22 protein-coding genes are annotated in these 22689 nt (G+C 37.9%); 17 read left to right on the plus strand and 5 right to left on the minus strand.

The window, feature by feature from the left end:
- The first annotated feature begins 445 nt into the window (after nt 1-445).
- Both ltaS and J2Y03_RS02420 read left to right on the plus strand, forming a co-directional pair.
- Complete coding sequence (gene ltaS / locus J2Y03_RS02415) at nt 446-2488, plus strand: lipoteichoic acid synthase (protein ID WP_310190326.1); 2043 nt, start codon at nt 446-448, stop codon at nt 2486-2488.
- A 150-nt stretch (nt 2489-2638) separates the two neighbouring features.
- Complete coding sequence (locus J2Y03_RS02420) at nt 2639-3169, plus strand: HD domain-containing protein (RefSeq protein ID WP_310190328.1); 531 nt, start codon at nt 2639-2641, stop codon at nt 3167-3169.
- A 236-nt stretch (nt 3170-3405) separates the two neighbouring features.
- Here J2Y03_RS02420 and J2Y03_RS02425 read toward each other — a convergent pair whose 3' ends face one another.
- Complete coding sequence (locus J2Y03_RS02425) at nt 3406-3894, minus strand: hypothetical protein (protein WP_310190331.1); 489 nt, start codon at nt 3892-3894, stop codon at nt 3406-3408.
- Between the two features lie 524 nt (nt 3895-4418).
- Between J2Y03_RS02425 and J2Y03_RS02430 the strand changes: the two genes are divergently transcribed.
- The 12 genes from J2Y03_RS02430 to J2Y03_RS02485 all read left to right on the plus strand — a co-directional run bounded on the left by J2Y03_RS02430 (nt 4419) and on the right by J2Y03_RS02485 (nt 15866).
- Nucleotides 4419-5594, plus strand: coding sequence for a cation:proton antiporter (locus tag J2Y03_RS02430; protein WP_310190334.1), 1176 nt, complete (start codon nt 4419-4421; stop codon nt 5592-5594).
- 207 nt (nt 5595-5801) lie between these two features.
- Complete coding sequence (locus J2Y03_RS02435; protein WP_165903172.1) at nt 5802-5948, plus strand: hypothetical protein; 147 nt, start codon at nt 5802-5804, stop codon at nt 5946-5948.
- 203 nt (nt 5949-6151) lie between these two features.
- The gene (locus tag J2Y03_RS02440) at nt 6152-7147 is read left to right on the plus strand and encodes an ABC transporter substrate-binding protein (protein WP_132094407.1); all 996 of its coding nucleotides are present in this window, start codon (nt 6152-6154) and stop codon (nt 7145-7147) included.
- Between the two features lie 257 nt (nt 7148-7404).
- Nucleotides 7405-8418 (plus strand): ABC transporter permease, encoded by a 1014-nt coding sequence (locus J2Y03_RS02445; protein WP_310191328.1) that lies wholly within the window; start codon nt 7405-7407, stop codon nt 8416-8418.
- Nucleotides 8411-9205, plus strand: coding sequence for an ABC transporter ATP-binding protein (locus J2Y03_RS02450; protein ID WP_310190338.1), 795 nt, complete (start codon nt 8411-8413; stop codon nt 9203-9205). The genes J2Y03_RS02445 and J2Y03_RS02450 overlap by 8 nt, the downstream gene beginning before the upstream one ends.
- Before the next feature lie 59 nt (nt 9206-9264).
- Nucleotides 9265-9564 (plus strand): hypothetical protein, encoded by a 300-nt coding sequence (locus J2Y03_RS02455; RefSeq protein WP_310190341.1) that lies wholly within the window; start codon nt 9265-9267, stop codon nt 9562-9564.
- 83 nt (nt 9565-9647) lie between these two features.
- A complete protein-coding gene (hppD, locus tag J2Y03_RS02460) occupies nt 9648-10763 on the plus strand; it encodes a 4-hydroxyphenylpyruvate dioxygenase (RefSeq protein ID WP_132094397.1) in 1116 nt (371 codons plus the stop codon).
- A gap of 100 nt (nt 10764-10863) precedes the next feature.
- A complete protein-coding gene (locus tag J2Y03_RS02465) occupies nt 10864-11472 on the plus strand; it encodes a flavin reductase family protein (protein ID WP_310191331.1) in 609 nt (202 codons plus the stop codon).
- 16 nt (nt 11473-11488) lie between these two features.
- On the plus strand, nt 11489-12421 hold the full coding sequence (locus J2Y03_RS02470; protein WP_310190345.1) for a fumarylacetoacetate hydrolase family protein: 933 nt from the start codon (nt 11489-11491) through the stop codon (nt 12419-12421).
- 4 nt (nt 12422-12425) lie between these two features.
- On the plus strand, nt 12426-13583 hold the full coding sequence (locus J2Y03_RS02475; RefSeq protein ID WP_310190348.1) for a homogentisate 1,2-dioxygenase: 1158 nt from the start codon (nt 12426-12428) through the stop codon (nt 13581-13583).
- A 135-nt stretch (nt 13584-13718) separates the two neighbouring features.
- Entirely contained in the window at nt 13719-14336 is a 618-nt protein-coding gene (locus J2Y03_RS02480) for an NUDIX hydrolase (protein ID WP_310190351.1), read from the plus strand.
- 168 nt (nt 14337-14504) lie between these two features.
- Entirely contained in the window at nt 14505-15866 is a 1362-nt protein-coding gene (locus J2Y03_RS02485) for an aspartate kinase (protein ID WP_310190354.1), read from the plus strand.
- Between the two features lie 109 nt (nt 15867-15975).
- Here J2Y03_RS02485 and J2Y03_RS02490 read toward each other — a convergent pair whose 3' ends face one another.
- Nucleotides 15976-16572, minus strand: a complete 597-nt coding sequence (locus J2Y03_RS02490) for a hypothetical protein (protein WP_310190356.1) — start codon at nt 16570-16572, stop codon at nt 15976-15978.
- A 138-nt stretch (nt 16573-16710) separates the two neighbouring features.
- Between J2Y03_RS02490 and J2Y03_RS02495 the strand changes: the two genes are divergently transcribed.
- On the plus strand, nt 16711-17328 hold the full coding sequence (locus J2Y03_RS02495) for a GntR family transcriptional regulator (protein WP_207909465.1): 618 nt from the start codon (nt 16711-16713) through the stop codon (nt 17326-17328).
- Between the two features lie 28 nt (nt 17329-17356).
- Here J2Y03_RS02495 and J2Y03_RS02500 read toward each other — a convergent pair whose 3' ends face one another.
- Both J2Y03_RS02500 and J2Y03_RS02505 read right to left on the minus strand, forming a co-directional pair.
- The gene (locus J2Y03_RS02500; protein WP_310190358.1) at nt 17357-18910 is read right to left on the minus strand and encodes an ABC transporter permease/substrate-binding protein; all 1554 of its coding nucleotides are present in this window, start codon (nt 18908-18910) and stop codon (nt 17357-17359) included.
- Complete coding sequence (locus J2Y03_RS02505) at nt 18910-20034, minus strand: ABC transporter ATP-binding protein (protein WP_310190361.1); 1125 nt, start codon at nt 20032-20034, stop codon at nt 18910-18912. Before J2Y03_RS02505 ends, J2Y03_RS02500 begins: the two co-directional genes overlap by 1 nt.
- Nucleotides 20035-20234: 200 nt before the next feature.
- Here J2Y03_RS02505 and J2Y03_RS02510 point away from each other — a divergent pair, with 200 nt between their 5' ends.
- Both J2Y03_RS02510 and J2Y03_RS02515 read left to right on the plus strand, forming a co-directional pair.
- Nucleotides 20235-20963, plus strand: coding sequence for a M50 family metallopeptidase (locus J2Y03_RS02510; protein ID WP_310190364.1), 729 nt, complete (start codon nt 20235-20237; stop codon nt 20961-20963).
- 20 nt (nt 20964-20983) lie between these two features.
- A complete protein-coding gene (locus J2Y03_RS02515; protein ID WP_132094364.1) occupies nt 20984-21469 on the plus strand; it encodes a nitroreductase family protein in 486 nt (161 codons plus the stop codon).
- 46 nt (nt 21470-21515) lie between these two features.
- Here the strand turns inward: J2Y03_RS02515 and J2Y03_RS02520 are convergent, their stop codons facing one another.
- A complete protein-coding gene (locus J2Y03_RS02520; RefSeq protein WP_207909470.1) occupies nt 21516-22484 on the minus strand; it encodes an NAD(P)H-dependent flavin oxidoreductase in 969 nt (322 codons plus the stop codon).
- Nucleotides 22485-22689: the final 205 nt, after the last annotated feature.

Genomic DNA, 22689 nt, shown 5'->3' on the forward strand with positions numbered 1-22689 from the left:
AATCCCTACAGATTTCCTCCTTAACCTTACATAATGTATTAGAACCCATAGAAGTGAATAAAATAGTTCATTTCATACTTCTAAAAAAGGAGCTTGTTTTATATCCTGTAAAAGATAAGTCTAAACGCATATTGCACGCCCTAAATTTCCGGTATATGATTACTTGATATAAGAATCAGAAAAAATTTGAAACTAATTGTGGCTCCTTTCGTCTTATATAAAAGAGGTTCTAAGCACTGAGGATCTACTCATAATGTAAACATGCAGCTTTCTGATGAATTTGACCAAGCTACCAAAATGTGAGATTACTAGCTAAATATAGTGAAAATTGGCGAAAGAAATGGGTATTACTGGAAATGGTTTTGTTTTTATTTTAACAATAAATGTGATATAGTAAGTGATGTTCGTTTACCGAAGTTCATTGGTAAGTGAGGGGAGAATTAAAATGAAAAAGATTAGAATGCCTAATATAAAAAATAATGGATATATTGCTTTCTTTGCAATTGCCGTTGTTTTATTCTGGCTAAAAACATATGCAGCATATCAAATTGAATTTTCACTTGGCATTGATAATAATCTACAAAAATTCCTTTTATTTATTAATCCATTAAGTTCAGCATTATTCTTTTTTGGATTAGCATTTCTTTTTAAAAAGCGAATGAAACTTGTTCTAATTATAACAAATTTTATTTTGTCGTTCTTATTATACGCAAATATCGGTTATTACAGATTCTTTAGTGATTTTATTACCGTACCCGTATTAATGTCGACCAAAAACAATGCTGGACAGCTTGGAGATAGTGCATTGTCATTAATGTCTCCATTTGATTTCTTGTATTTCACTGATTTCTTTATTCTAATAGCACTAGCTCTTACCGTATTTAAGAAGGTAACGGTTGAGAATAGAAGGTCATTTAAAGTTGTTCTGTTGTTTGCAGTCACTGTATTTTTATTTAACCTTGGATTAGCAGAAAAGGATCGCCCACAGCTTTTGAGCCGTTCATTTGATAGAAATTACTTAGTAAAATATTTAGGTGCCTATAACTTTACTATTTACGATGTGATTCAAAACATTAAATCTTCCGGTCAACGAGCACTTGCGGACAGCAGTGATATTACAGATGTTGAGAACTATCGAAAAGCGAATTTCGCAGCACCTAATCCTGAGTACTTTGCTAAAGCCAAAGGAATGAACGTAGTCTATATTGCCATGGAATCACTTCAAAGCTTTGCCATTGATTATAAGATGTCGGATGGTCAGGAAGTAACACCATTCTTAAATTCCTTAGTACATGGGAATGAAGCCTTTTATTTTGAAAACTTCTTCCACCAAACTGGACAGGGAAAAACATCTGATGCAGAATTCTTGATGGAAAATGGGTTATACCCAATGGCTCAAGGTGCTGTTTTCGTCAATAAAGCGCAAAACACCTACCAGGCGATGCCAGCCATATTAAAAGGGAATGGGTATTATTCTGCTTCCTTCCATGGAAACTATAAAACGTTCTGGAACCGAAATGTTATGTATAAAGCTTTAGGCTATGACCAATTTTTTGATGCTGAATATTACAATATGACGGAAGAAAATACAAAGAATTACGGCTTAAAGGATAAGCCATTCTTTACGGAATCAATGCCATTGCTTGAGAGTTTGCCACAGCCGTTCTATACAAAGTTTTTAACACTATCAAACCATTTTCCATTTGAAATGGATCCAGAGGATACTGCATTTCCTGCTGGCGATACAGGCGATAAAGTGGTTGACCAGTATTTCCAAGCAGCGCATTATATGGATGAAGCCATTGAACAGTTCTTTAATGATCTAAAAGCTTCAGGTTTATACGATAATACAGTTATTGTCATGTATGGTGACCATTACGGTATTTCTGAGAATCATAATGAAGCAATGGCAAAGGTTCTTGGCGTTGAGGAAATCACTCCAACACTGAATACAGGCTTGCAGCGTGTTCCTTTATTTATACATGTTCCTGGAGTAAAAGGTGGAGTTCAGCAGCAATATGCAGGTCAGGCAGATGTTCGTTCAACAATCCTACACTTATTAGGAATTGATACAAAAGACTATATGGAACTCGGGTCTGATTTACTATCTCCGGACCACAGGAATTGGGCTTTATTTAGAAATGGTGATTTCGTTTCACCTGAAATCGTTCAAATAAAAGGGAAATGCTACAGTAACGAAACAGGAGAATTACTAGAAGGAACTGATGCGTGTAAACCGATTGCTGATAAAGTGGCTGTAGAACTTCAAATCTCAGATGAAATTGTTCATAAAGACCTATTACGGTTCTACCAACCAACGGGGTACACACCGATTAATCCTAATGACTTTGAATATTTAGCTCCAAAAGTAAAAAAAGAGGTCATTGAAAGTGACGAAGTTAAAGATTACGAATCTAATAATAATACTGAAGGTACCAGTGAAACGGAAACTAAAGGTATAATAAATGCTGAAGTTACAAATGAATAATAAATGAATATTAAAAACAAAAGGGGCTTTCATTACTAATGGAAGCTCCTTTTGTTTATTAGTCATAATGGATTAATATGTAGCTTTAGAGGTATGTTTATAATATAATGAATATTAAAAAATTATTCTGCATGGGTGGAGGAGATTGATATGAGGGATGTAAAGTTAATTAACATATTTGAGCATCATATTGCACAAAAATACTTAAATCGGTCTGGAATTGCCCATGCTATTGCTGTTGCCTATCATGCTTTTCATTTAGGTAAAGAACATCAACTGGATACTGACACTGCTGCAAAAGCGGGGCTTTTACATGACATGGGACATTACACATGGTATAAAAATGGAAAATGGGATTATGATTTATATAAACAAAATGACATTCACCCTATAAAAGGGGCGGAGCGAGCGCACAAATTATTAATCCGATTAGGTGAAAATCCGATAAAGGCAAAGACGATTGCACTGGCGATTCTGTTCCATACCGATTCTTTTTTACCTTCAAACGATATTGTTCGCACACCACTACAGCAAATTGTTAAATGGGCGGATGAGAAGGATGAAGAAAAGGGAGGAATGCATCATTATCGATCGATTGATTATGACCGGGCTAAACAGAGCATTATCCGCTTGGATGATTTGATTGATACGGAATTAGCAAAAATAGCTGAGCTTGAATAAATAGGTTGTTTTCGAAACGATTGTTGTTAAAATCTTAATGCCGATTTTAACGTGGAAATAGTTATTTTGTTCTTAAAATTAAGTTTGTAGGCTCTTTTCTTACTAAAATTTATTATATTTTTGGCGGAAATTTTGCATAGAAATTAATATTTGTTCCAAAAAGCAACAAAGTTTAAGAAAAGAGCCATTAAATAAGAAAAAGCTGTGCATTGCGCACAGCTTGAAATAAATATGTCTTAAACCCGATGAAATCCTTCCTCTGTTAGAAAATCCTCCGCTTCACCGTAGGTATCGAAGCTTTCTTCTAGATTTAATCCAAAGTAAATATTCCACGAATCGTTTTCATTGATGACAATCAGATGATTCTTTTCCTCGTTCACCCAACGTTCTTCGACTTGATTTCCAATTATGGCCTCTTCTGCAAGTGACTTTTCCACCGGTAATAAGGATTCGATGGAATCCTTAATCAACTTTTTTAAGTCCTCCGCGCTAAAGTCACGGATATTAACCATTCCTTTATCATCTGTTTGATAGGTTTGTTCATAGGTATTTATGTTCCCTGCATAAACAAATCCATTTCCATTGGGATGGAGATGATAGACCACATTCTTTTTGTCGGACGCACTGTTTGGCAGCTGAAAATTCACACGTTTGAGCGAGACATCTTTTCTCTCTAGTTCAGGAAATGATTCAATAATAGCTAATTTTTCGTTAAAAGTAAGCATACTTGCCTCCAATATTTTTCGTAATGTTACTATCATACCGATAGTTGGAGTGAAGATACAACTTTTTATTGAAAAAAGCTTTAGCGGCTAGGCGCTAAAGCACGATGATGCTATTATTTTAGAGACTTTGTCCTTGGTATCCATATTAGCGGGAATGTTCTTACAGATTAAAGCCTACTTTTTTGTTGGTGCAGGAGACAAACAAGACCTTATTGGGGCAATATGCCATGGTGGGGCTATTTATTACTAGCTGGTTTAGTTTTGATAACCGTTGCTAGTACGAATGAATGGCATAAACAAAAAACACAGAAAGGAGAGTCAACTTTTATAAAAGTATTTATAGATAAAATTGTAAATAAAATGAAGAAATGGGATTAAGAAACCATTGAGTGAAAACTATAGGCATGTTATTATTGTGTAAATAAATAAAAATAATTTTTGGAGGAGCCTGTCACCAAGGGATAACTATGTCCCTTAGTGATAGGTTCTTTTTTTTGTTTAAAAATGAATGAGGAGGAAAATGAATGTTAATTTTTGAGTTAGCGATTATCTTATTAGCATCAAAGATTGCAGGAGACATAAGTGTTAAATTGGGGCAACCGTCAGTTTTGGGGAAGCTGCTTGTGGGGATTATTCTAGGACCTGCTATTTTTGGAGTCATCTCCGATTCTGCTACTTTAGAAGAATTGAGCCATATTGGTGTAATCTTGTTAATGTTTATTGCGGGTCTAGAAACTGATATTGACGAATTTAGACGTTCTGGAAAAGCTTCAACTATAGTAGGGCTTAGCGGTATTATTGTACCATTTGGTGGAGGATACCTTGCAGGTGTCTTAATGGGGTTGACTACATTTCAAGCACTCTTTCTGGGGCTGCTGCTGTCTGCAACTAGTGTAAGTATATCTGTTCAAGCACTTAAGGAACTAAATAAGTTGAAATCAAAGGAAGGGGCAGCGATATTAGGAGCAGCAGTCATTGATGATGTTGTGGTCATTATTGCACTGGCATTTTTACTTAGCCTTGCAGGTGGTGGGGATGTTCATTTAGGATTGATGCTCCTAAATAAAGTACTATTCTTTGCTGGTGCGATTTTAGTAGGATGGAAAGTTGTTCCTTGGGTCCTAAAGAAATTTGCATCATTAAAGGTATCACAAACAATTATCACGGCTGCATTAATCATCTGCTTTCTTTTTGCCTATGTTGCGGAATTAGCAGGAGTAGCCGCGATTATTGGAGCATATATTGCTGGGATTGCGATTAGTTTAACAAATTTCAAACATGAAATAGTCGAAAAGGTTGAAACCATCGGTTATTCCATTTTTGTCCCTATTTTCTTTACATCCATTGGACTTAAAGTAACTTTTGCTGGTATAACAGATTATATTTGGCCAATCGTTTGGCTTAGTTTTCTCGCTATTCTAACAAAATTAGTCGGGGCTGCACTGGGAGCAAAGGCATCACAATTTTCTTGGAGGAGTTCTTTAGGAATCGGAGCTGCAATGGTTTCACGAGGAGAGGTAGCGTTAATCATTGCGGCAATTGGATTAGAGAGTAATTTACTAAGTCAGGAGTTATTTGCTGCCTTGGTAGTCGTAGTTCTGATCACCACGATTGTTACACCGCCGATGATGAAATTCATTTTTAAGGAAGAGGAAACACAACCAGAATTTTTATCACAAAAGGTTGCCAAAGAAATCTAAACAAGAGACAACAAGCCAGTTATTCATATCGATGACTGGCTTGTTTGTTTTTTTTAGAAGTTAGTAATGATTAAGAAATAATGAATTTTATTATACCCTTACTAGTAAACTTTAATAAAGAGAACTTTATAAAAATATACTTATTAACCCCCACAATTGTCCCTATCGGTACGAATCATTTGGTAACTAAAAATATGGAGGTTAGATATGGGAACTATTATGATTGATATCGATAAGCTGCTAGAGAAAACTGCAAATCTAACATCTGAGAAAAACATAAAAAAGTTAAAAAAAATAGAAATCGATAAATTATTAGATCAAACACAGGATTGGAAAATAAATATTATTAACTAGATAATGGAATAGGTAACCTTTAAAGCTCTCATATCATTGAGGGCTTTTTTTTATTTTTTAAATTGTTGAAAAATTTGTCGCTTTAAAGCGGAAAAATAATTTTGGGTAATTCTATTGCTTTTAGTCTAAAAAAATACTAGAATAACTTTTATAATATAATAAATTTTTGCAAAATTAGAAAAGGGTAATAGGGGGATGTAATAATGAAAAAAGGTGTAAAAGTATTATCTTTTGCCTTAGCAGGGATGATGATGCTTGCTGGGTGCGGCAGCAAGGAATCGGCAGGTGGAACGGAAAAAGATGGGGAAAAGGTATTTAAAATCGGGATATCTCAATATGCTACACATCCATCATTGGATGCAGCGACTGAGGGCTTTAAAAAGGCATTAGCGGATAAAGGCATTAAAGTTGAGTATGACGAGCAAAACGCTCAAGGCGAATCGGCCAATGTTCAAACGATCTCTAATAATTTTGTTGGGGATAAAGTCGATCTTATTTTTGCAAATGCAACTCCAAGTGCAACAGGTGCTTTAAATGCTACGAAGGATATTCCAATTATCTTTACTTCGGTAACAGATCCTGTGGGTGCTGAATTAGTCAAAGCATTTGATCAGCCTGGTGATAATATCACAGGTACAACGGATAACCATCCTGAGGGAACTGCAAAAACGATAAACTTTATTACAGAAGAAGTAAAAGCAAAAAATATTGGTGTTATCTATAATTCTGGTGAACAAAACTCTATAGCTCAAGTGGACGAAGTGAAAAAATTAGCTGAAGGTAAGGGTGCTAAGCTTGTGGAAGTGTCTGTCTCTACCTCTGCTGAAGTAAAGCAGGCGGCTGAATCCCTAGTCGGTCGTGTAGATGCTATCTATATTCCAACAGATAATACGGTTGTCTCTGCTCTTGAGTCAGTTATTTCAGTTGCAAACAGCAAAAAAATCCCTCTATTTGTTGGTGAGCTAGATTCAATGAAAAAAGGTGCAGTTGCAGCGAGTGGCTTTGAATATTTCGACATTGGTTATCAATCAGGTTTAATGGCAGCTGAAATTTTAAGCGGGAATAAAAAGCCTTCTGAAATTCCAGTAGAATTGCCAAGCAGTTTAACACTTGTCATTAATAAACAAGCTGCAGAAGCACAGGGGCTTGAAGTGAAAGACGAATGGAAAGACCTTGGTGAGTTTTACGAAGGTAAATAATAATTCTTTGTAATGCTGGGAGTCAGCCGCTAACATGGTTGACTCCTTCATCACTAAAAAAGGTATTTATTCAATTAAATATTAGGCTGTTTCGTAAAGATTGTTGTTAAAATCTTAAAGCCGATTTTAACGTCGAAATAGTTATTTTGCACTTTAGAATTTAGTTTGCAGGCTCTTTTCTTATTAAATTTTGTTCCAAAAAGCAACAAAGGTTAAGAAAAGAGCCTTTACAACGACTTAAAGAAAGGATGATCTCAATGTTTACAGCCATATTTGGATCATTTGAATCAGGTATCATCTACGCGATTATGGCACTAGGCGTCTATCTTTCCTTTCGTATTCTGGATTTTCCGGATTTAACGGTAGATGGGAGTTTTGTTACAGGTGCAGCTTTATCAGCAGTCTTGATTGCTGGCGGGGTTAACCCGTTTTTAGCCACGATATTAGCACTATTTGCAGGTTTTGCAGCAGGTTGTATGACAGGACTGCTCCATACCTTTGGGAAAATTAATAATTTGCTAGCTGGTATTTTAATGATGATTGCCTTATATTCTATTAATCTTAGAATAATGGGAAGATCAAATATTCCCTTACTGAATACGGAAACTTCTTTTACGAAAATCGGTACAATTTTCGAAAACCTTGGTGTTGATTCTTTTTTCAACAGTCTTCTAACAATGGTTGGTCTTGGTGACAGCCTTCCTGATACATGGGGAATTTTTATTTTTATGATTATCGTTACCTTAGTAATCAAATGGCTTACGGATTTATTTTTACAAACGGAAATTGGTCTTGCCTTAAGGGCGACCGGTAACAATAAACAAATGATTCGCAGTTTTTCTGCCAATACAAATCTCCTTACCATTCTGGGCCTTGGATTATCCAATGCACTTGTAGCTTTTTCGGGTGCCTTAATTGCGCAGCAAGGTGGTTTTGCGGATGTTGGTATGGGAATCGGGATGATTGTTATTGGTTTAGCCTCTGTTATTATCGGTGAGGCCTTGTTTGGCACCAAATCGATTGCAAGGGCAACACTTGCAGTTATCGGAGGAGCAATCATCTACCGTATTGTGGTTACACTTGCATTAAGGGTGGATTTCCTCGACCCAGGTGATATGAAGGTAATCACTGCATTAATTGTCATCATTGCCTTAACGGCACCAAAAATGATTGAACATTCTAAAGAGAAAAAGCGTAAAGCCCGGAGAAGACAAGAAAAGCTGAACATGTTACAAGCAGCGGCTGAGCGAAAGGGTGAGAACCATGCTTGAATTAAATCAGATTCATAAGATTTTTAATGAAGGTACACCTGATGAAAAAATTGCAATTGACCACGTAAATCTAACCTTGAAACCAGGTGACTTTGTTACTGTTATCGGAAGTAATGGTGCAGGGAAATCGACCTTAATGAATATTATTTCAGGAGGTTTGGTACCTGATATTGGTGATATCCAAATTGCCGGTAAAAATGTAACCACCATGTCTGAGTATAAACGATCAAAAATGATTGGACGAGTATTTCAAGACCCAATGGCAGGAACGGCTCCCAGTATGACGATTGAAGAAAACTTAGCGATGGCCTACTCACGAAATAAAACGAGGACCTTCAGAAGGGGAGTCACGAAAAAAAGACGTGATTACTTTCGTGAGGTGCTTGAATCCTTGCACCTTGGCTTAGAAAACCGTTTAAGTGCAAAGGTGGGATTGCTATCGGGTGGAGAACGACAGGCATTGTCGCTGTTAATGGCAACATTCACAGAACCCTCCATCTTATTGCTTGATGAGCATACTGCTGCGCTAGACCCATCAAGAGCTGAATTAATCACCAATCTAACACGTGAGATTGTGGGGAAATATCAGCTTACGACATTAATGGTCACTCATAACATGCAGCAAGCGATTGATCTTGGAAACCGGTTAATTATGATGGATAAAGGTCAAATCATCTTAGAAGTAGACGCTGAGAACAAGAAAAACCTAACCATTGAAGGATTGTTAGAGGAATTTAAAAGAATTCGCGGCGTACAAATGGCCAGCGACCGCGCGGTATTGTCATAAAACGATGGAGAAACAGCCTTTTTTAGGGTTGTTTTTTTTTTGTGTGTTTTCGGTAAAATGTGGAGATTCCACTTGCCCGAAAGAGGAAGGAGGCTAGCGTTGGGTCAAGTGGAGAGGTCCCACTTGACCGAAAAAGGAGAGAATCTAGTGTTGGGTCAAGTGGAGAGGTCCCACTTGACCAAAAAAGGAAAGAATCTAGTGTTGGGTCAAGTGGAGAGGTCCCACTTGACCGAAAAAGGAAAGAATTTAGTGTTGGGTCAAGTGGAGAGGTCTTACTTACCCGAAAAAAGGTAAAGAAGCTGCCATTCGGTCAAAAGGAAAGTACAAATCTTTACTGCTCAAAAGCGTTATCGCTTTAACCCCCGCTCTTGAGGGGACACGTTAGTATCACTTAAACTATATTCTGAATATTATTAATTAAAAGATAATAGGAGGAATATAAATGAAAGAAAAAAGAATCAAGGCTGAAGAACTTGTTAACGATTTCTTTCCCGTTCATGATGTAGACTATATTGAAATTTATACAGGTAATGCAAAGCAGGCCTGCCACTTCTTTTGTACTGCGTTTGGATTTAAACCAGTTGCCTATTCCGGCCTTGAAACGGGAAATCGTGAAACTGTTTCCTTTGTTCTTCAGCAAAGAAATATCCGCCTTGTTCTTACTGGTTCTTATAAAGAAGATACACGAGCTGCCCAATTTGTTAAAAAACATGGTGATGGGGTAAAAGACGTTGCGTTATTAGTTGACGATGTCGATAAAGCCTACAATGCTGCTATAAAGCGCGGTGGCATTGCCCTTGTGCCGCCATTTGAGTTGAAGGATGAAAAAGGAACGATTAAAAAGGCCGTTCTCGGTACATATGGAGATACCATCCATACGTTAGTAGAACGCAAAAATTATCAAGGTGTTTTCATGCCAGGCTTTGATCCATATTCGGTTTACCTTCCAATCGAGGATGCGGGATTAATAGGCATTGATCATGTAGTGGGAAACGTTGAACGGATGGAGGAATGGGTTGAATATTATTCCAAGGTAATGGGATTTGTTGAGATGAAACATTTCACGGATAAAGATATTACCACTGAGTATTCAGCGCTGATGTCAAAGGTTATGCATAATGGCGGTAGAATCAAGTTTCCAATCAATGAACCTGCGGAAGGGAAACGGAAATCACAAATCCAGGAATATTTAGAATTCTACAATGGTCCTGGTGTCCAGCATCTTGCTATTTTAACAGAGGATATTGTCTCAACGGTTGCCACCTTGAAAAAGAATGGGGTTGAGTTCTTAAGTACACCAAGTACCTATTATGAGGATTTGGGACAGCGTATTGGAAAAATTGACGAAGAAATTGAGAAGCTTCGTGAATTAAATATTCTTGTTGACCGTGATGATGAGGGATATTTGCTGCAAATCTTTACCAAGCCCATTGTTGACAGACCGACACTATTTGTAGAAATTATCCAGCGTAAGGGTGCACGTGGGTTTGGTGAAGGGAACTTCAAGGCGTTATTTGAATCAATTGAAAGGGAACAGGAACGTAGAGGAAACCTATAAGTTTTTAGAGATATTTTTAAAGAGGAAAAGATTGAACGGAAGGAAAAAGGGAGAGGGGTCTCCCTTTTTCAAAGAGTAAAAAGAAAGAGCGGTGAGAGAAATGGAAGTTTCACCAGATACACTAGAATGGAGAGACGCATATAAGCTATTAATTGGCTCCATTCTGCCTCGCCCGATTGCCTTTGTGTCAACCGTGGATGAAAACGGAATCGCCAATGCTGCCCCTTTTAGCTTTTTTACTGCGATTTGCGCAGACCCCATGCTCATCTGTTTTTCACCGATGCGAAGGGGGAGTGATGGAGCAAAAAAGGATACACTATTAAATATTGAAAATACCAAACAATTTGTGATTAATATCGTTAGTGAAAATATGGCAAAGCAAATGAATGATTGTGCTGTAGAATTTGCTCCTGAGGTAGATGAGCTGGATGTGGCTGGCCTAACAAAAGAGGCAAGTCGTTTGGTGAAAGTGCCGCGAATTAAGGAATCTTTGGTTCATTTAGAATGTGAGCTATACCAGGTGATGGATTTTGGTGACAAACCAGGTGCTGGGAGCCTTGTAATTGGAATGGTTTTGAATATCCATATTGAAGATGAATTAATTCAAAATGGGCGAATCGACACGGCGAAACTTCAGCCTATTGGCAGAATGGCAGGTCATACCTATACCAATCCATTAGGGAAAACGTTCGATATTATCAGGAAATAAGAAACTAGGTGAAAATATGAGATTCGTAACCTTTGAAAAAAGCGATAGGACTGTGAGGTCAGGAGTTTTGTTAGAATCTGACCTTCTTGTTGATATGCATGAAGCAACAAACGGAATTTTGCCTGAAAAATTGATAGATTTCCTGGAGCAGAGTGAACAAAATATGCAATTAGCCTCACAAATCTTACAACTCACAGCAGAAGATAAAAGTGTCTATCCGTTAAATGAAGTTAGGCTTCTTGCGCCTCTGCCAGCTCCGAAAAGCTTTCGCGATTTTTATGCTTTTGAGCAGCATGTGAAATCTGCAAGGGAGAACAGAGGACTGAAAATGATACCAGAATGGTACCAAATACCAGTGTTTTATTTTTCAAATCACCTTGCGATTAAAGGACCTGAAGATAAAATTTCCATGCCTATGGACTGCAATTGGCTCGATTACGAGCTGGAAGTGGCGTGTGTAATCGGGAAACAAGGCAGGAACATTTCTGCTGAAGAAGCCGATGAGTATATTTTTGGTTATTGTATCTTAAATGACTGGAGCGCTAGGGACCTTCAGAGACAGGAAATGAAGGTAGGCCTCGGTCCTGCAAAGGGGAAGGATTTTGCCACCTCGATTGGACCATGGATTATCACCAAGGATGAGCTGGAGCATTGTAAATCACGTAAAGGCTTTGACATAACCATGAAAGCGAAGGTGAATGGAGCCCTCCTCTCTGAAGGAAATATGAAGGATATCTACTATTCGTTCGCAGAAATGATTGAGAGGGCTTCTGCAGGGGTTACTCTATATCCAGGAGAAATCATCGGTTCTGGTACAGTTGGGACAGGGTGCATCCTTGAACTCGGTACAGAGGTCCATCGCTGGCTGCAGCCGGGTGACGTGGTTGAATTGGAGATTGATAAACTAGGAGTATTAAAGAATTCTATTGTAAATGATGAAGTGAGGTGAAACGATGTATTACCGGCAAATGGGAAGGATTCCACATAAACGCCATACCATTTTTAAAAAAGACGATAGTAGTCTCTATCGTGAGCAGGTAATGGGGACACGCGGTTTTTCCGGAACGCAATCAATTCTTTATCACCACTACATGCCAACGGAAGTGCTAAAAGCAGAGCTGGTTGGCATGTATTTGCCTGAATATGAAGACCAGCAAGCACTTAAGCACAGGCTGTTTTTGACAAACCAGACCATCAAAACAGGGGATGCTCTTACAGCTCGGGAATACATTTTAGGGAATCAAGACTTAATAATTGGGACTGCTTCTGTTAATGAGACAATGAAAAGTTTTTATCGTAATGGTGATGGAGACGAAATGATGTTTATTCATTACGGGTCAGGCAAGCTTGAAACGATGTTCGGAAGTATTACCTATCGATCAGGGGATTACCTATTAATTCCGATTGGGACTATCTATCGATTGATTCCAAATGAGAATGAGGTAACGAAAATACTGTTTATCGAATCATTTAGCCAGATTACTACACCAAAACGTTATCGCAATGAATATGGGCAAATGTTAGAGCATAGTCCGTTTTGCGAGCGTGATTTCCGGGGTCCAGAAATACTAGAGACCTTTGATCAAATAGGAGAGTTTGAGGTAGTAACAAAATCGCGGGGATTGATTCATTCCCATCTATTGGGTCATCATCCTTTAGATGTTGTTGGCTGGGATGGATACCTCTATCCATGGGCTTTTAATGTCGAGGATTTTGAGCCGATCACAGGACGAATTCATCAGCCGCCTCCAGTTCATCAAACCTTTGAAGGGAATAACTTTGTGGTATGTTCCTTTGTGCCGAGATTGTTTGACTACCATCCAGAAGCAATACCTGCTCCATACTACCATAGTAATGTGAATAGCGATGAATTACTTTATTACGTTAAAGGCAATTTCATGAGCCGTAAAGGGGTACAATTGGAGTCGATTACTCTCCATCCAAGCGGCATTCCGCATGGTCCGCACCCTGGCAAAACAGAAGCAAGCATTGGAAAAAAAGAAACACTCGAACTTGCAGTTATGATTGACACCTTCCATCCGCTAAAAGTGGTAAAGACAGCGAGCCAGATAGAGGACACGAACTATATGTTTTCATGGGTGGAAAAATAAGGAATAAATTAATTGAAACAATCCGATGATAGAAACATTGGATTGTTTTTTCGTGAGTAAGAACCATAAGATAAGCATTAAATAAATAATAAGTGTTACTATTGTATATATAGATTTAATTTGGAGGTGTAAATCATGAATTTAGAATGTGTTCAATTGAAATTAAAGAGCCATACTCCTACCATATTAGGAAGTGATAAATTTTCAAAATATGCTGTGATGATACCACTTATCCAAAAAGATGATGGCATTCACGTCTTGTTTGAGGTCCGTTCACTTCAGCTGCGAAGGCAGCCGGGAGAAATTTGTTTCCCAGGAGGAAGAATTGATCCGCAGGACGTAGATGAAAAATGTGCAGCGATTAGGGAAACAATCGAGGAATTGGGTATAAGCAGTGAGAATTTGTCGGAGGTTTTTCCACTTGATTTCATGATTTCCCCTTTTGGAATGATGATTTATCCTTTCGTAGCCATCATTGACAAACCGGAAAAGATTCAACCAAATCCCGCGGAAGTAGGCGAGGTATTTACAGTGCCGTTAACCTACTTTATTGAAAATGCACCGGATATTTATCATCTAAATTTTAAGGTAGAGCCAGAGGAGAAATTTCCTTTTGATTTAATTGTTGGTGGGGAGAATTACAATTGGCGGACTCGTGCAATTGATGAATACTTTTATCTTTATGAAGAGAAGGCAATTTGGGGGCTTACAGCTAAAATCCTTTCCCATTTTATAGATATAATGAAACAGTGAAATTATCCAGGGATGAATTTGCAGTGAAATTATCCAGGGGATAATTTCTACTGTTTTTTTGTCCTCCCCAGAAACACAAATGTCTTTTTGTGGAAGAAAAAAACACTTGATTATTTTCTGAATAGGGATAAAATTAAGATTATACTTTTTGGGATAGGTGATGTTGTAATGAAGGTTGTAAAGTTTGGTGGATCCTCTTTAGCGTCAGGAGAACAAATCGAAAAAGTTTTTCAGATTGTGATGTCTGACCCTGAGCGGAAGGTAGTGGTTGTATCTGCTCCGGGGAAGAGGTTTGCTGAGGATGAGAAGGTAACGGACTTGTTGATAGAGTGCGCTGAACTATGTCTGCAAGATAGTAATCCACAGGAGAAGTTTAACGCCGTTATGTCAAGATATTCCTCCATTGCAGCAGAGTTAGATCTCCCTCATGAGGTAATTAGTGAAATTCATCACGATTTATCTGAAAGATTAAATGGAGACAAAAGTAAACCAGATCGCTTTATGGACCTAGTAAAAGCTAGTGGTGAGGATAACAATGCGAAATTAGTTGCTGCTTATTTTAGGGAGCGAGGCGTAGAGGCTACTTATATAAATCCGGGGAAAGCTGGATTGCTTGTAAGTGATGAACCCGGTAATGCACAGGTGTTACCAGAATCGTATGAGAATTTATATTCCCTTCGTGAGATTCCGGGAATTATTATTTTTCCAGGGTTCTTTGGTTATAGCAAACAAGGTGAAGTGTTCACCTTTTCACGGAGTGGCTCGGATATAACAGGTTCTATTTTAGCCAATGGGATAAAGGCTACTTTATATGAGAATTTTACCGATGTGGATGCTGTATTTACAGTTAATCCTAATCTTGTTAAAAATCCGAAGGAAATTAAAGAATTGACCTATAGGGAAATGCGTGAACTTTCCTACGCAGGATTTACCGTTCTGCACGATGAAGCACTAGTACCTGCTTTCCGTGCTGGGATTCCTGTTCAAATTAAGAACACAAACAATCCTACAGCACCAGGGACAAGAATTGTCTATTCACGGAATAATACGAATGGACCGGTTGTGGGAATTGCTAGTGATGAAGGGTTCTGCAGTATTTATGTCAGCAAATACTTAATGAATCGGGAAATTGGCTTTGGGCGTAAGCTTTTGAGTATTTTAGAAGAATATGGTCTCTCTTATGAACATACACCTTCAGGAATTGATGATGTTTCTGTAATTTTAAGAGAGTCACAACTTGACCCTGATATGGAAAATGAAATTATCTGGAGAATTGAGTCTGAATTGCATGCAGATGTAGTGAAGATTGAGCACAGCCTCGCATTGATTATGGTCGTGGGTGAGGGAATGCGGAGGAATGTAGGAACAATGGCACGAGCCTCTAAAGCTTTAGCAAAAGCAGAGGTCAATATTGAAATGATTAACCAAGGTTCCTCAGAAGTAAGTATGATGTTCGGTGTGAAAGAAGTGGATGAAAAAAGAGCTGTTCAGGCCCTTTACGATGAGTTTTATGCAGCAGTGCCAGTATAACATGGGAAAAGCAGTTCTAAAAATTAATTTTAGACTGCTTTTTTCTTTATATCTGCGATAAATGAATTATATCTGCGTTATTTCAAATTTATCTGGGATAATCATTTTTTCATGTTAATTGTGGGTATTCATGTTTCTTCTTAATCTTTATCTTCGTTCTTAGCCCCGCCAAAACGGCAATAATCAAACCACCGCCAGTATCGGAGATTAAATCAATCATCGTATCGTCATTCCCGCCGCCTTGTAAGGTCGTATTGAAAAATTGATCAGAACTGAATTCATAGATTTCCCATAAGACACCGCCGAAAGCGGCAAAAGATAAGGTAAATAGGAAAATAATCCAAGGGGAAATTTCCACTTCTGCCTCTCGATGTACTAGTCTTTCATATAAGGCGATTCCTGAAAAGGCAAGGATGGCTCCACTTAGGAAATGCATAAATGTATCCCACCAGCCTAGTCCATACCAGCCAAGGATTGAGCCGAAATACTGGGAACCGACCAAGAATAATAAATAGGAAATAACGATAGGAAGATTAAATTGAAGCCTTGTAAAAAGGGATATGAGGAGTGGAACTGCCCCACAAACCATTCCCCCAATTGCAACCGTTGATTTAAATGATTCCCCATCGGAGCGATAATGAAAAAATAAAAAGGCCATAAATGCTACATAAAGAAGACTGAGAATTAGGACTAGCTTACGATTCATATTTTCACCTCAGGTAGATTACACCGTTCTTGTTTACTATGATTATGTCCAAACGATAGCCTCCTATTCCAACCCCATTTTTTTTAGAGTATAGTGGAAATATACAATAACATAGACTCAGTAAAAGTGGAGGAATATATGCAGAGGGCACAAATACCAACCTATGAACGAATTGCCATCGATTTAGCGAATCGAATTTACGACGGTAAATTCAAAGTCGGTGAAAAGATTCATGGAAGATCAACATTGGCAAGTGAATATAAGGTGTCACCAGAGACGGTACGCAGGGCAATAAAGATATTAGAAGATGTGGAGATTGTTCATTCGACTAAGGGCAGCGGGATTGTGATTTCTTCACGGGAGAATGCTTATAAATATATTCATCGTTTCTCGAATTTGGCCAGTATCAAAGACCTTGAAAAAGAAATTAACATGCTAGTGAAAGAGAAAAACAAGATCGATGAGCAACTTTTAGATACAGTAAAGAAAATCACCGATTATTCTACAAAGCTTCGTCATACCAATCCATTGGCACCGATTGAGGTAGAGGTTTTTCCAGGTTGTATACATATCGATAAGACCATTTCGGAAGTGAAATTTTGGCAGAATACAGGGGGAACTGTAATAGGAATGAAGCGAAAGGGAGAATTGATTATTTCTCCGGGGCCCTATGCATTGATTCTAGAAGGAGATTTATTACTGATTATTGGGGATGATGAAACGTATGAGCGAGTCGTTCATTTCATGGAAGATTAGAAAAAGCCGGCAGCGCCGGCTTTCCTAATTATAGTAGACCTTCTTCTTGTAAAAACTCTTTTGCTACTTTAGCTGGTGATTCCTTCAGGCTGTCAACTTTGTAATTCAGATTTCGCATTTTATCGTCTGTCAACGTACCAGCAAGTAAATTTAGAGCTTCTTTTAATTCAGGATGTTTCTCTAATGTCTCTTCTTTGACAATAGGAACGGCATAGTATGGAGGGAAGAAGTTTTTATCATCCTCTAATACCTTTAATCCAAATTCCTCAATCAATCCATCGGTTGAAAAAGCATCGATGACATCACTTTTATGATTATCAAGAGCGGTATAGCGCAATCCGCCGTCAACTGCTTGAACATCTTTAAATTTCATATTATAGGCTGTCTCTAGGCCATTTAATCCATCTTCTCGGTTAGCAAACTCAATCGTTGGCCCCATAATCAAGCCATCGCTTATGTTAGCAAGATCGGAGACAGCGTTCAGATTAAATTGTTCTGCTGTATCCTGACGTACGGCTATTGCATACGTGTTATTAAATCCAAGCGGTTTTAACATGTCAATACCATACTTCTCTTTGAATTCCTTTTTTACGTAGTCATACACTTTATCAGAATCACTTTGTGGACTTTGCTTCAGTATATTTACAAGACCAGTCCCGGTATACTCCACATATGCATCGATGTCACCGCTATTTATTGCACCAAAGGCTACCTGTGTACCACCTAGATTTAGTTTTCTTTCAACCTCAAGCTCAGTCTTGCTTTCTACTAAATCCGCAAGCATATTCCCTAAAATCAGCTGTTCACTGTAATTTTTAGATCCAATGACAATTTTATCTGCGGCATTTACCTGTGAATAAACCGTAAAGGCACCACCTACAACGATGATCATACTAGCAAATCCTATCACAAGCTTTTTTACTTTCCTACTTACTTTTGAAGAGGATTTTTGTTTATTAGTATAAGAGAATGAAGTTTCTAATTTACCAACGATAAAGTCAATAAGCAGTGCAAGAATGCATGCAGGGATGGCTCCTGCTAAAATCATGTAATTATCTACAGTCTGTACACCTGAGAAAACAAGATAACCAAGTCCTCCTGCACCTATGAAGGCAGCGATTGTCATCAATCCAACAGCTGTTACTGCAGAAATTCTGATACCCGCCATAATCATCGGAAAGGCTAGCGGCAGCTGAACCTTTTTCATGGTTTGACTCTTTGTCAGACCGATACCTTTGGCGGCTTCCAGAATATCAGAATCAATGTTCGTTAATCCAGTATAGGTGTTCTTTACGATTGGAAGTAGCGAATACAGAACGACCATGACGATGGCAGGTGCACTGCCAATTCCAATGAACGGAATTAGGAACCCAAGTAAAGCCAAGCTTGGTACAGCTTGAATAACATTGGTCGTTCCAATAATTGGTTTTGAAAGTTTTGGTTCTCGTGAAATCAATATTCCAAGTGGAATCCCAATAATGACCGCAATCAGTACCGAAATGACACTTAAATATATATGTTGTCCTAATAAATTTAGGATTTGTTCGTAGTTTACTTGTAAATAGTTATAAAAATCAGCCATTAAAAGGCCACCTCCAAATCAATTAGTTGGCTGCTTAAAGCCGATAAAATACTGCTTCTTGTTATAAGCCCTGTTAATTGCTTTGAGTGATTGATAACTGGAACGTAGCCAATTTTATGTTCATTCATCGTTGCTAACACGGAAATTAAGTTATTATCCTCCGAAACAACTAAAACATTTTTCTCCATGACACTCTCAATCTCGGAATTTCGGTTTAATAATTGGATTCCTTTTAAAGTCACTAATCCTATTAAAATATTATTTTTGTCTGTTACCATTAAGCTATCAACCTTATTAGATTTCATGATCTCGATTGCCTGTAATACGGTTCGCTTAGCAGCAATCTTAACAGGGTTGGAAATCATAATATCCTCAGCCATTAATAGTTCAGGGTTATTCCAGACTCTTCTTTTACCAATAAAGCCTTCGACAAATTCATTGGCTGGATTCTTGAGAATATTTTCAGGGGTATCAAACTGGAGAATATCGCCATCCTTTAAAATACAAATCTTATCGGCGATTTTTATTGCTTCGTCCATATCGTGGGTGACGAAAATGATAGTTTTGTTAAGCTCTTTTTGCATTTGTACCAGTTCATCCTGAAGCGAGTTTCTAGTAACAGGATCCAATGCACTGAAGGGCTCATCCATCAAAATGATATCTGAATCAGTGGAAAATGCTCTTGCTACCCCAACTCTTTGCTGCTGCCCGCCACTTAATTCTTTTGGGAAACGGTGCAAGAATTCAGAAGGATTTAATCCGACTACATGGAGTAAATCCTCCGTTTTTTTTACAATTGAAGCTGGGTCTTCACCTTTAAGCTTTGGAATCAGTTCCAAATTCTCTTCAATCGACATATGAGGGAAGAGACCTGTATTTTGAATTACATAGCCAATATTTCTCCTAAGTTCGATGGCATCCATTGTCGATATATCTTTTCCGTTAACAAAGATCTTTCCTGCTGAAGGCTGTGTTAATTTATTTACCATTTTTAGTAAAGTGGTTTTCCCACACCCGCTTGGTCCGATAAAAACAACTAATTGCCCTGCATCTATATCTAGCGAGAAGGGCTTAATAACCGTTTTATTTTTATATTTTTTTACGATGTCTTTAAACTCTATCAAAGTCAGTCCTCCTTAAAAAATAAACGTTCGCAATTTGCAACAACTTAATGTTAACATAAAAGTTGTTGGTTTGTACAACATTGTTATTATTTTCCTATTGTTTATTATGGGCATATTAAAGCAAAAAAATTTTCAGAATATAAAGAAAAGTGTTAAAATGGGAATAAAATAAGCAATTATATGAAAGAGGGGAAGGTAAATTGAGAGCTATAAAAGATAAACTTAGACTTAAATTTTTCCTCTTCCTTGGGTTGGCATTCGTCTTAATACAAATCCCGGTAATAGGTGATTACTTTAGAATCATTAATACGGTAATCCATGAATCTGGTCACGCATTTATGGCGCTATTTGGGGGCAATGTTGAATCAATCTCATTGTTCATGAATGCAGATGGTGTTACACACGGAACTCAATCGATTTGGGTTGTCGACTTTATAACATGTATTGCAGGGTATATGATTTCTTCTTTAATGGCTTTCGTTTCGTTTTGGTTAATCAAAAGGAAAAAGTATACACTTTTCATCGATATGCTATTAGGATTAATACTTATCAATTTTATATTATGGGTCCGAAATCCCTATGGTTTATTTTGGCTTGCATCTTTCGGTTTGTTATTTCTAGCCTTGCTTATAAAAGGAAGTCAAAAGGTAATCAACAACCTCGTATTATTAATTGCTTCGATATTGTTAGTGGAATCGGTTAGTACAGCATATGATATATTTATCATCAGTTTGATACAGCCCCATGCTGCAGGAGATGCGACAAATTTATCTCATTTAACTGCGTTTATTCCAGCGCAAGTTTGGGGGATCTTTTTCTTTGCTCAAGCACTATTTTTCGTTCTGCTTGGATTTAAGAAAGGTTTGTATCGTATAGGGGCGGTTGAGATACAGCCAAAATATCAGTTAGAAGGAACAAAAGAATATTGAATAGATTGGGGGAAAAATAAATGAATGTTCTAGATGTAATCAAAAATCGACGTACAATTAAAAAGTTCAAAACCGATGCGGTACCGCTTGATTTGATTTATTCCTGGTTAGAGGCTGCAAAAATGGCCCCTAATCACAGAATGACTGAACCTTGGGAAGTTTACTTTATTGGACCGGAAACAAGGGCAAAACTGAACCATAAGACGGATTTTGGAAATGCTCCAGTACTTATTGCTGTAATATCGAAACATGGTGCTTCAGCTATAGAGAAAGAGGAAAACGCATTGGCGACAGCCTGTTTTGTTCAGAACTTTAATTTAGCTGCCTGGGCAGGTGGGGTAGGTACATTCTGGTCATCCATTGGGGTAACAGCTAAAAACCAGGAAATTCTAGGAGTTCCTGAAAACTATGATCTCATCGGGGTATTAGCTATTGGGTTTCCTGAGTTAATACCAGACCCAAAACCAAGAACATCCATCATGAATAAAATTAAAAACTTACCATAAAAAAAGAGCCAACCGATTTTTTTCGGATGGCTCTTTCACTATATAATCAGGCAAATTTTACAGCGTTTTGATACTCTGCCGTTAGATTATCAATGATTGTTTGGACAGGGAGGATATCCTTGATTTCACCAACTCTTGCACCAGCGAAGACAAGTCCATTTTCGACATCCCCTTGTGCACCAGCAAAGACATGTCCATTTTCGGTATCCCCTCCAACAGTTCTGAACATGGAATCAAGCGTACAGAAGCGATAAGAACAATTTTTCAGGCAATCATGGCATTTAGTGATTTTTAATTTGTCAGACCCGCTAATTAATTTAGTAAAGTTATTGGCAATCGCTCTTCCGTGTAAGCCAACCGTTGTTTTGACTAAAACTAAGTCTTCTTGACGGGCATTTACATATTTCTGTTTAAATGAAAGAGGAGCGTCACATTCTTCACTTGCTGCAAACCGTGTGCCCATCTGAACCCCAGAAGCTCCCATTGAAATAGCCTTAGCAATATCTTCGCCGGTCATAATGCCACCTGCAGCAAGAACGGGAATTGAAACAGCTTCGAGTACCTCTGGAAGAATATCAAACATTGGTCTGTCAGTGCCAAGGTGTCCACCCGCTTCAAAACCCTCAACTACTACCGCTGCAGCTCCAAGCCTTTCTGAAATTCTAGCCAATTTGGCTGAAGACACAATCGAAATGACAGGAATGCCAGCCTCTCTACCCCATGCATACATATCCCTTGAAATTCCCGCCCCCGAAATAATAAAATCAACCTTTTCTTCGAGTGCTGCTTTCATTTTTTCTGCAAAATCAGTCATCGCAAACAATACATTTACGCCAATATATCCAGCACCTTGAACTAAACTTTTTGCTTTTCTAATATGATCACGCATTTCATCCGTTGAAATACCAGTGCCGGAGATGATACCGACTCCGCCAGCATTGGCTACAGCTGATGCTAGCTTACTTAATGAAATACCTACCCCCATACCACCTTGGAAAATGGGAACCTTTGGCATAATATGTGCAATTTTTAATTGTGGAAAGTTCAATTTATAACCCCGTTTCTTGTTTGAGAATTTAGAACTTACTCTGCATACTACCACTAATCATTTTGTGTGTATGTGATTTTTATCATCAGGTCATAAAAGTTGGTAATAGAATTAATTTCCAAGAGGGATATAGGCATAAGAATTTACTATTATTATTTCGAAATTGTAATTT

The sequence above is a fragment of the Neobacillus niacini genome (genome assembly GCF_031457145.1).
GTDB classification, from domain to species: Bacteria; Bacillota; Bacilli; order Bacillales; family Cytobacillaceae; genus Neobacillus; species Neobacillus niacini_J.

What these genes read in the sequence shown, in the direction of transcription:
- J2Y03_RS02500 (WP_310190358.1), bottom strand. Translation starts at nt 18,910, where the DNA reads ATGGCTGATTTTTATAACTATTTACAAGTAAACTACGAACAAATCCTA.
- ltaS (WP_310190326.1), top strand. Translation starts at nt 446, where the DNA reads ATGAAAAAGATTAGAATGCCTAATATAAAAAATAATGGATATATTGCT.
- J2Y03_RS02480 (WP_310190351.1), top strand. Translation starts at nt 13,719, where the DNA reads ATGAATTTAGAATGTGTTCAATTGAAATTAAAGAGCCATACTCCTACC.
- J2Y03_RS02475 (WP_310190348.1), top strand. Translation starts at nt 12,426, where the DNA reads ATGTATTACCGGCAAATGGGAAGGATTCCACATAAACGCCATACCATT.
- J2Y03_RS02470 (WP_310190345.1), top strand. Translation starts at nt 11,489, where the DNA reads ATGAGATTCGTAACCTTTGAAAAAAGCGATAGGACTGTGAGGTCAGGA.
- J2Y03_RS02485 (WP_310190354.1), top strand. Translation starts at nt 14,505, where the DNA reads ATGAAGGTTGTAAAGTTTGGTGGATCCTCTTTAGCGTCAGGAGAACAA.
- hppD (WP_132094397.1), top strand. Translation starts at nt 9,648, where the DNA reads ATGAAAGAAAAAAGAATCAAGGCTGAAGAACTTGTTAACGATTTCTTT.
- J2Y03_RS02450 (WP_310190338.1), top strand. Translation starts at nt 8,411, where the DNA reads ATGCTTGAATTAAATCAGATTCATAAGATTTTTAATGAAGGTACACCT.
- J2Y03_RS02490 (WP_310190356.1), bottom strand. Translation starts at nt 16,572, where the DNA reads ATGAATCGTAAGCTAGTCCTAATTCTCAGTCTTCTTTATGTAGCATTT.
- J2Y03_RS02420 (WP_310190328.1), top strand. Translation starts at nt 2,639, where the DNA reads ATGAGGGATGTAAAGTTAATTAACATATTTGAGCATCATATTGCACAA.
- J2Y03_RS02445 (WP_310191328.1), top strand. Translation starts at nt 7,405, where the DNA reads ATGTTTACAGCCATATTTGGATCATTTGAATCAGGTATCATCTACGCG.
- J2Y03_RS02425 (WP_310190331.1), bottom strand. Translation starts at nt 3,894, where the DNA reads ATGCTTACTTTTAACGAAAAATTAGCTATTATTGAATCATTTCCTGAA.
- J2Y03_RS02495 (WP_207909465.1), top strand. Translation starts at nt 16,711, where the DNA reads ATGCAGAGGGCACAAATACCAACCTATGAACGAATTGCCATCGATTTA.
- J2Y03_RS02430 (WP_310190334.1), top strand. Translation starts at nt 4,419, where the DNA reads ATGTTAATTTTTGAGTTAGCGATTATCTTATTAGCATCAAAGATTGCA.
- J2Y03_RS02440 (WP_132094407.1), top strand. Translation starts at nt 6,152, where the DNA reads ATGAAAAAAGGTGTAAAAGTATTATCTTTTGCCTTAGCAGGGATGATG.
- J2Y03_RS02515 (WP_132094364.1), top strand. Translation starts at nt 20,984, where the DNA reads ATGAATGTTCTAGATGTAATCAAAAATCGACGTACAATTAAAAAGTTC.
- J2Y03_RS02435 (WP_165903172.1), top strand. Translation starts at nt 5,802, where the DNA reads ATGGGAACTATTATGATTGATATCGATAAGCTGCTAGAGAAAACTGCA.
- J2Y03_RS02465 (WP_310191331.1), top strand. Translation starts at nt 10,864, where the DNA reads ATGGAAGTTTCACCAGATACACTAGAATGGAGAGACGCATATAAGCTA.
- J2Y03_RS02520 (WP_207909470.1), bottom strand. Translation starts at nt 22,484, where the DNA reads ATGCCAAAGGTTCCCATTTTCCAAGGTGGTATGGGGGTAGGTATTTCA.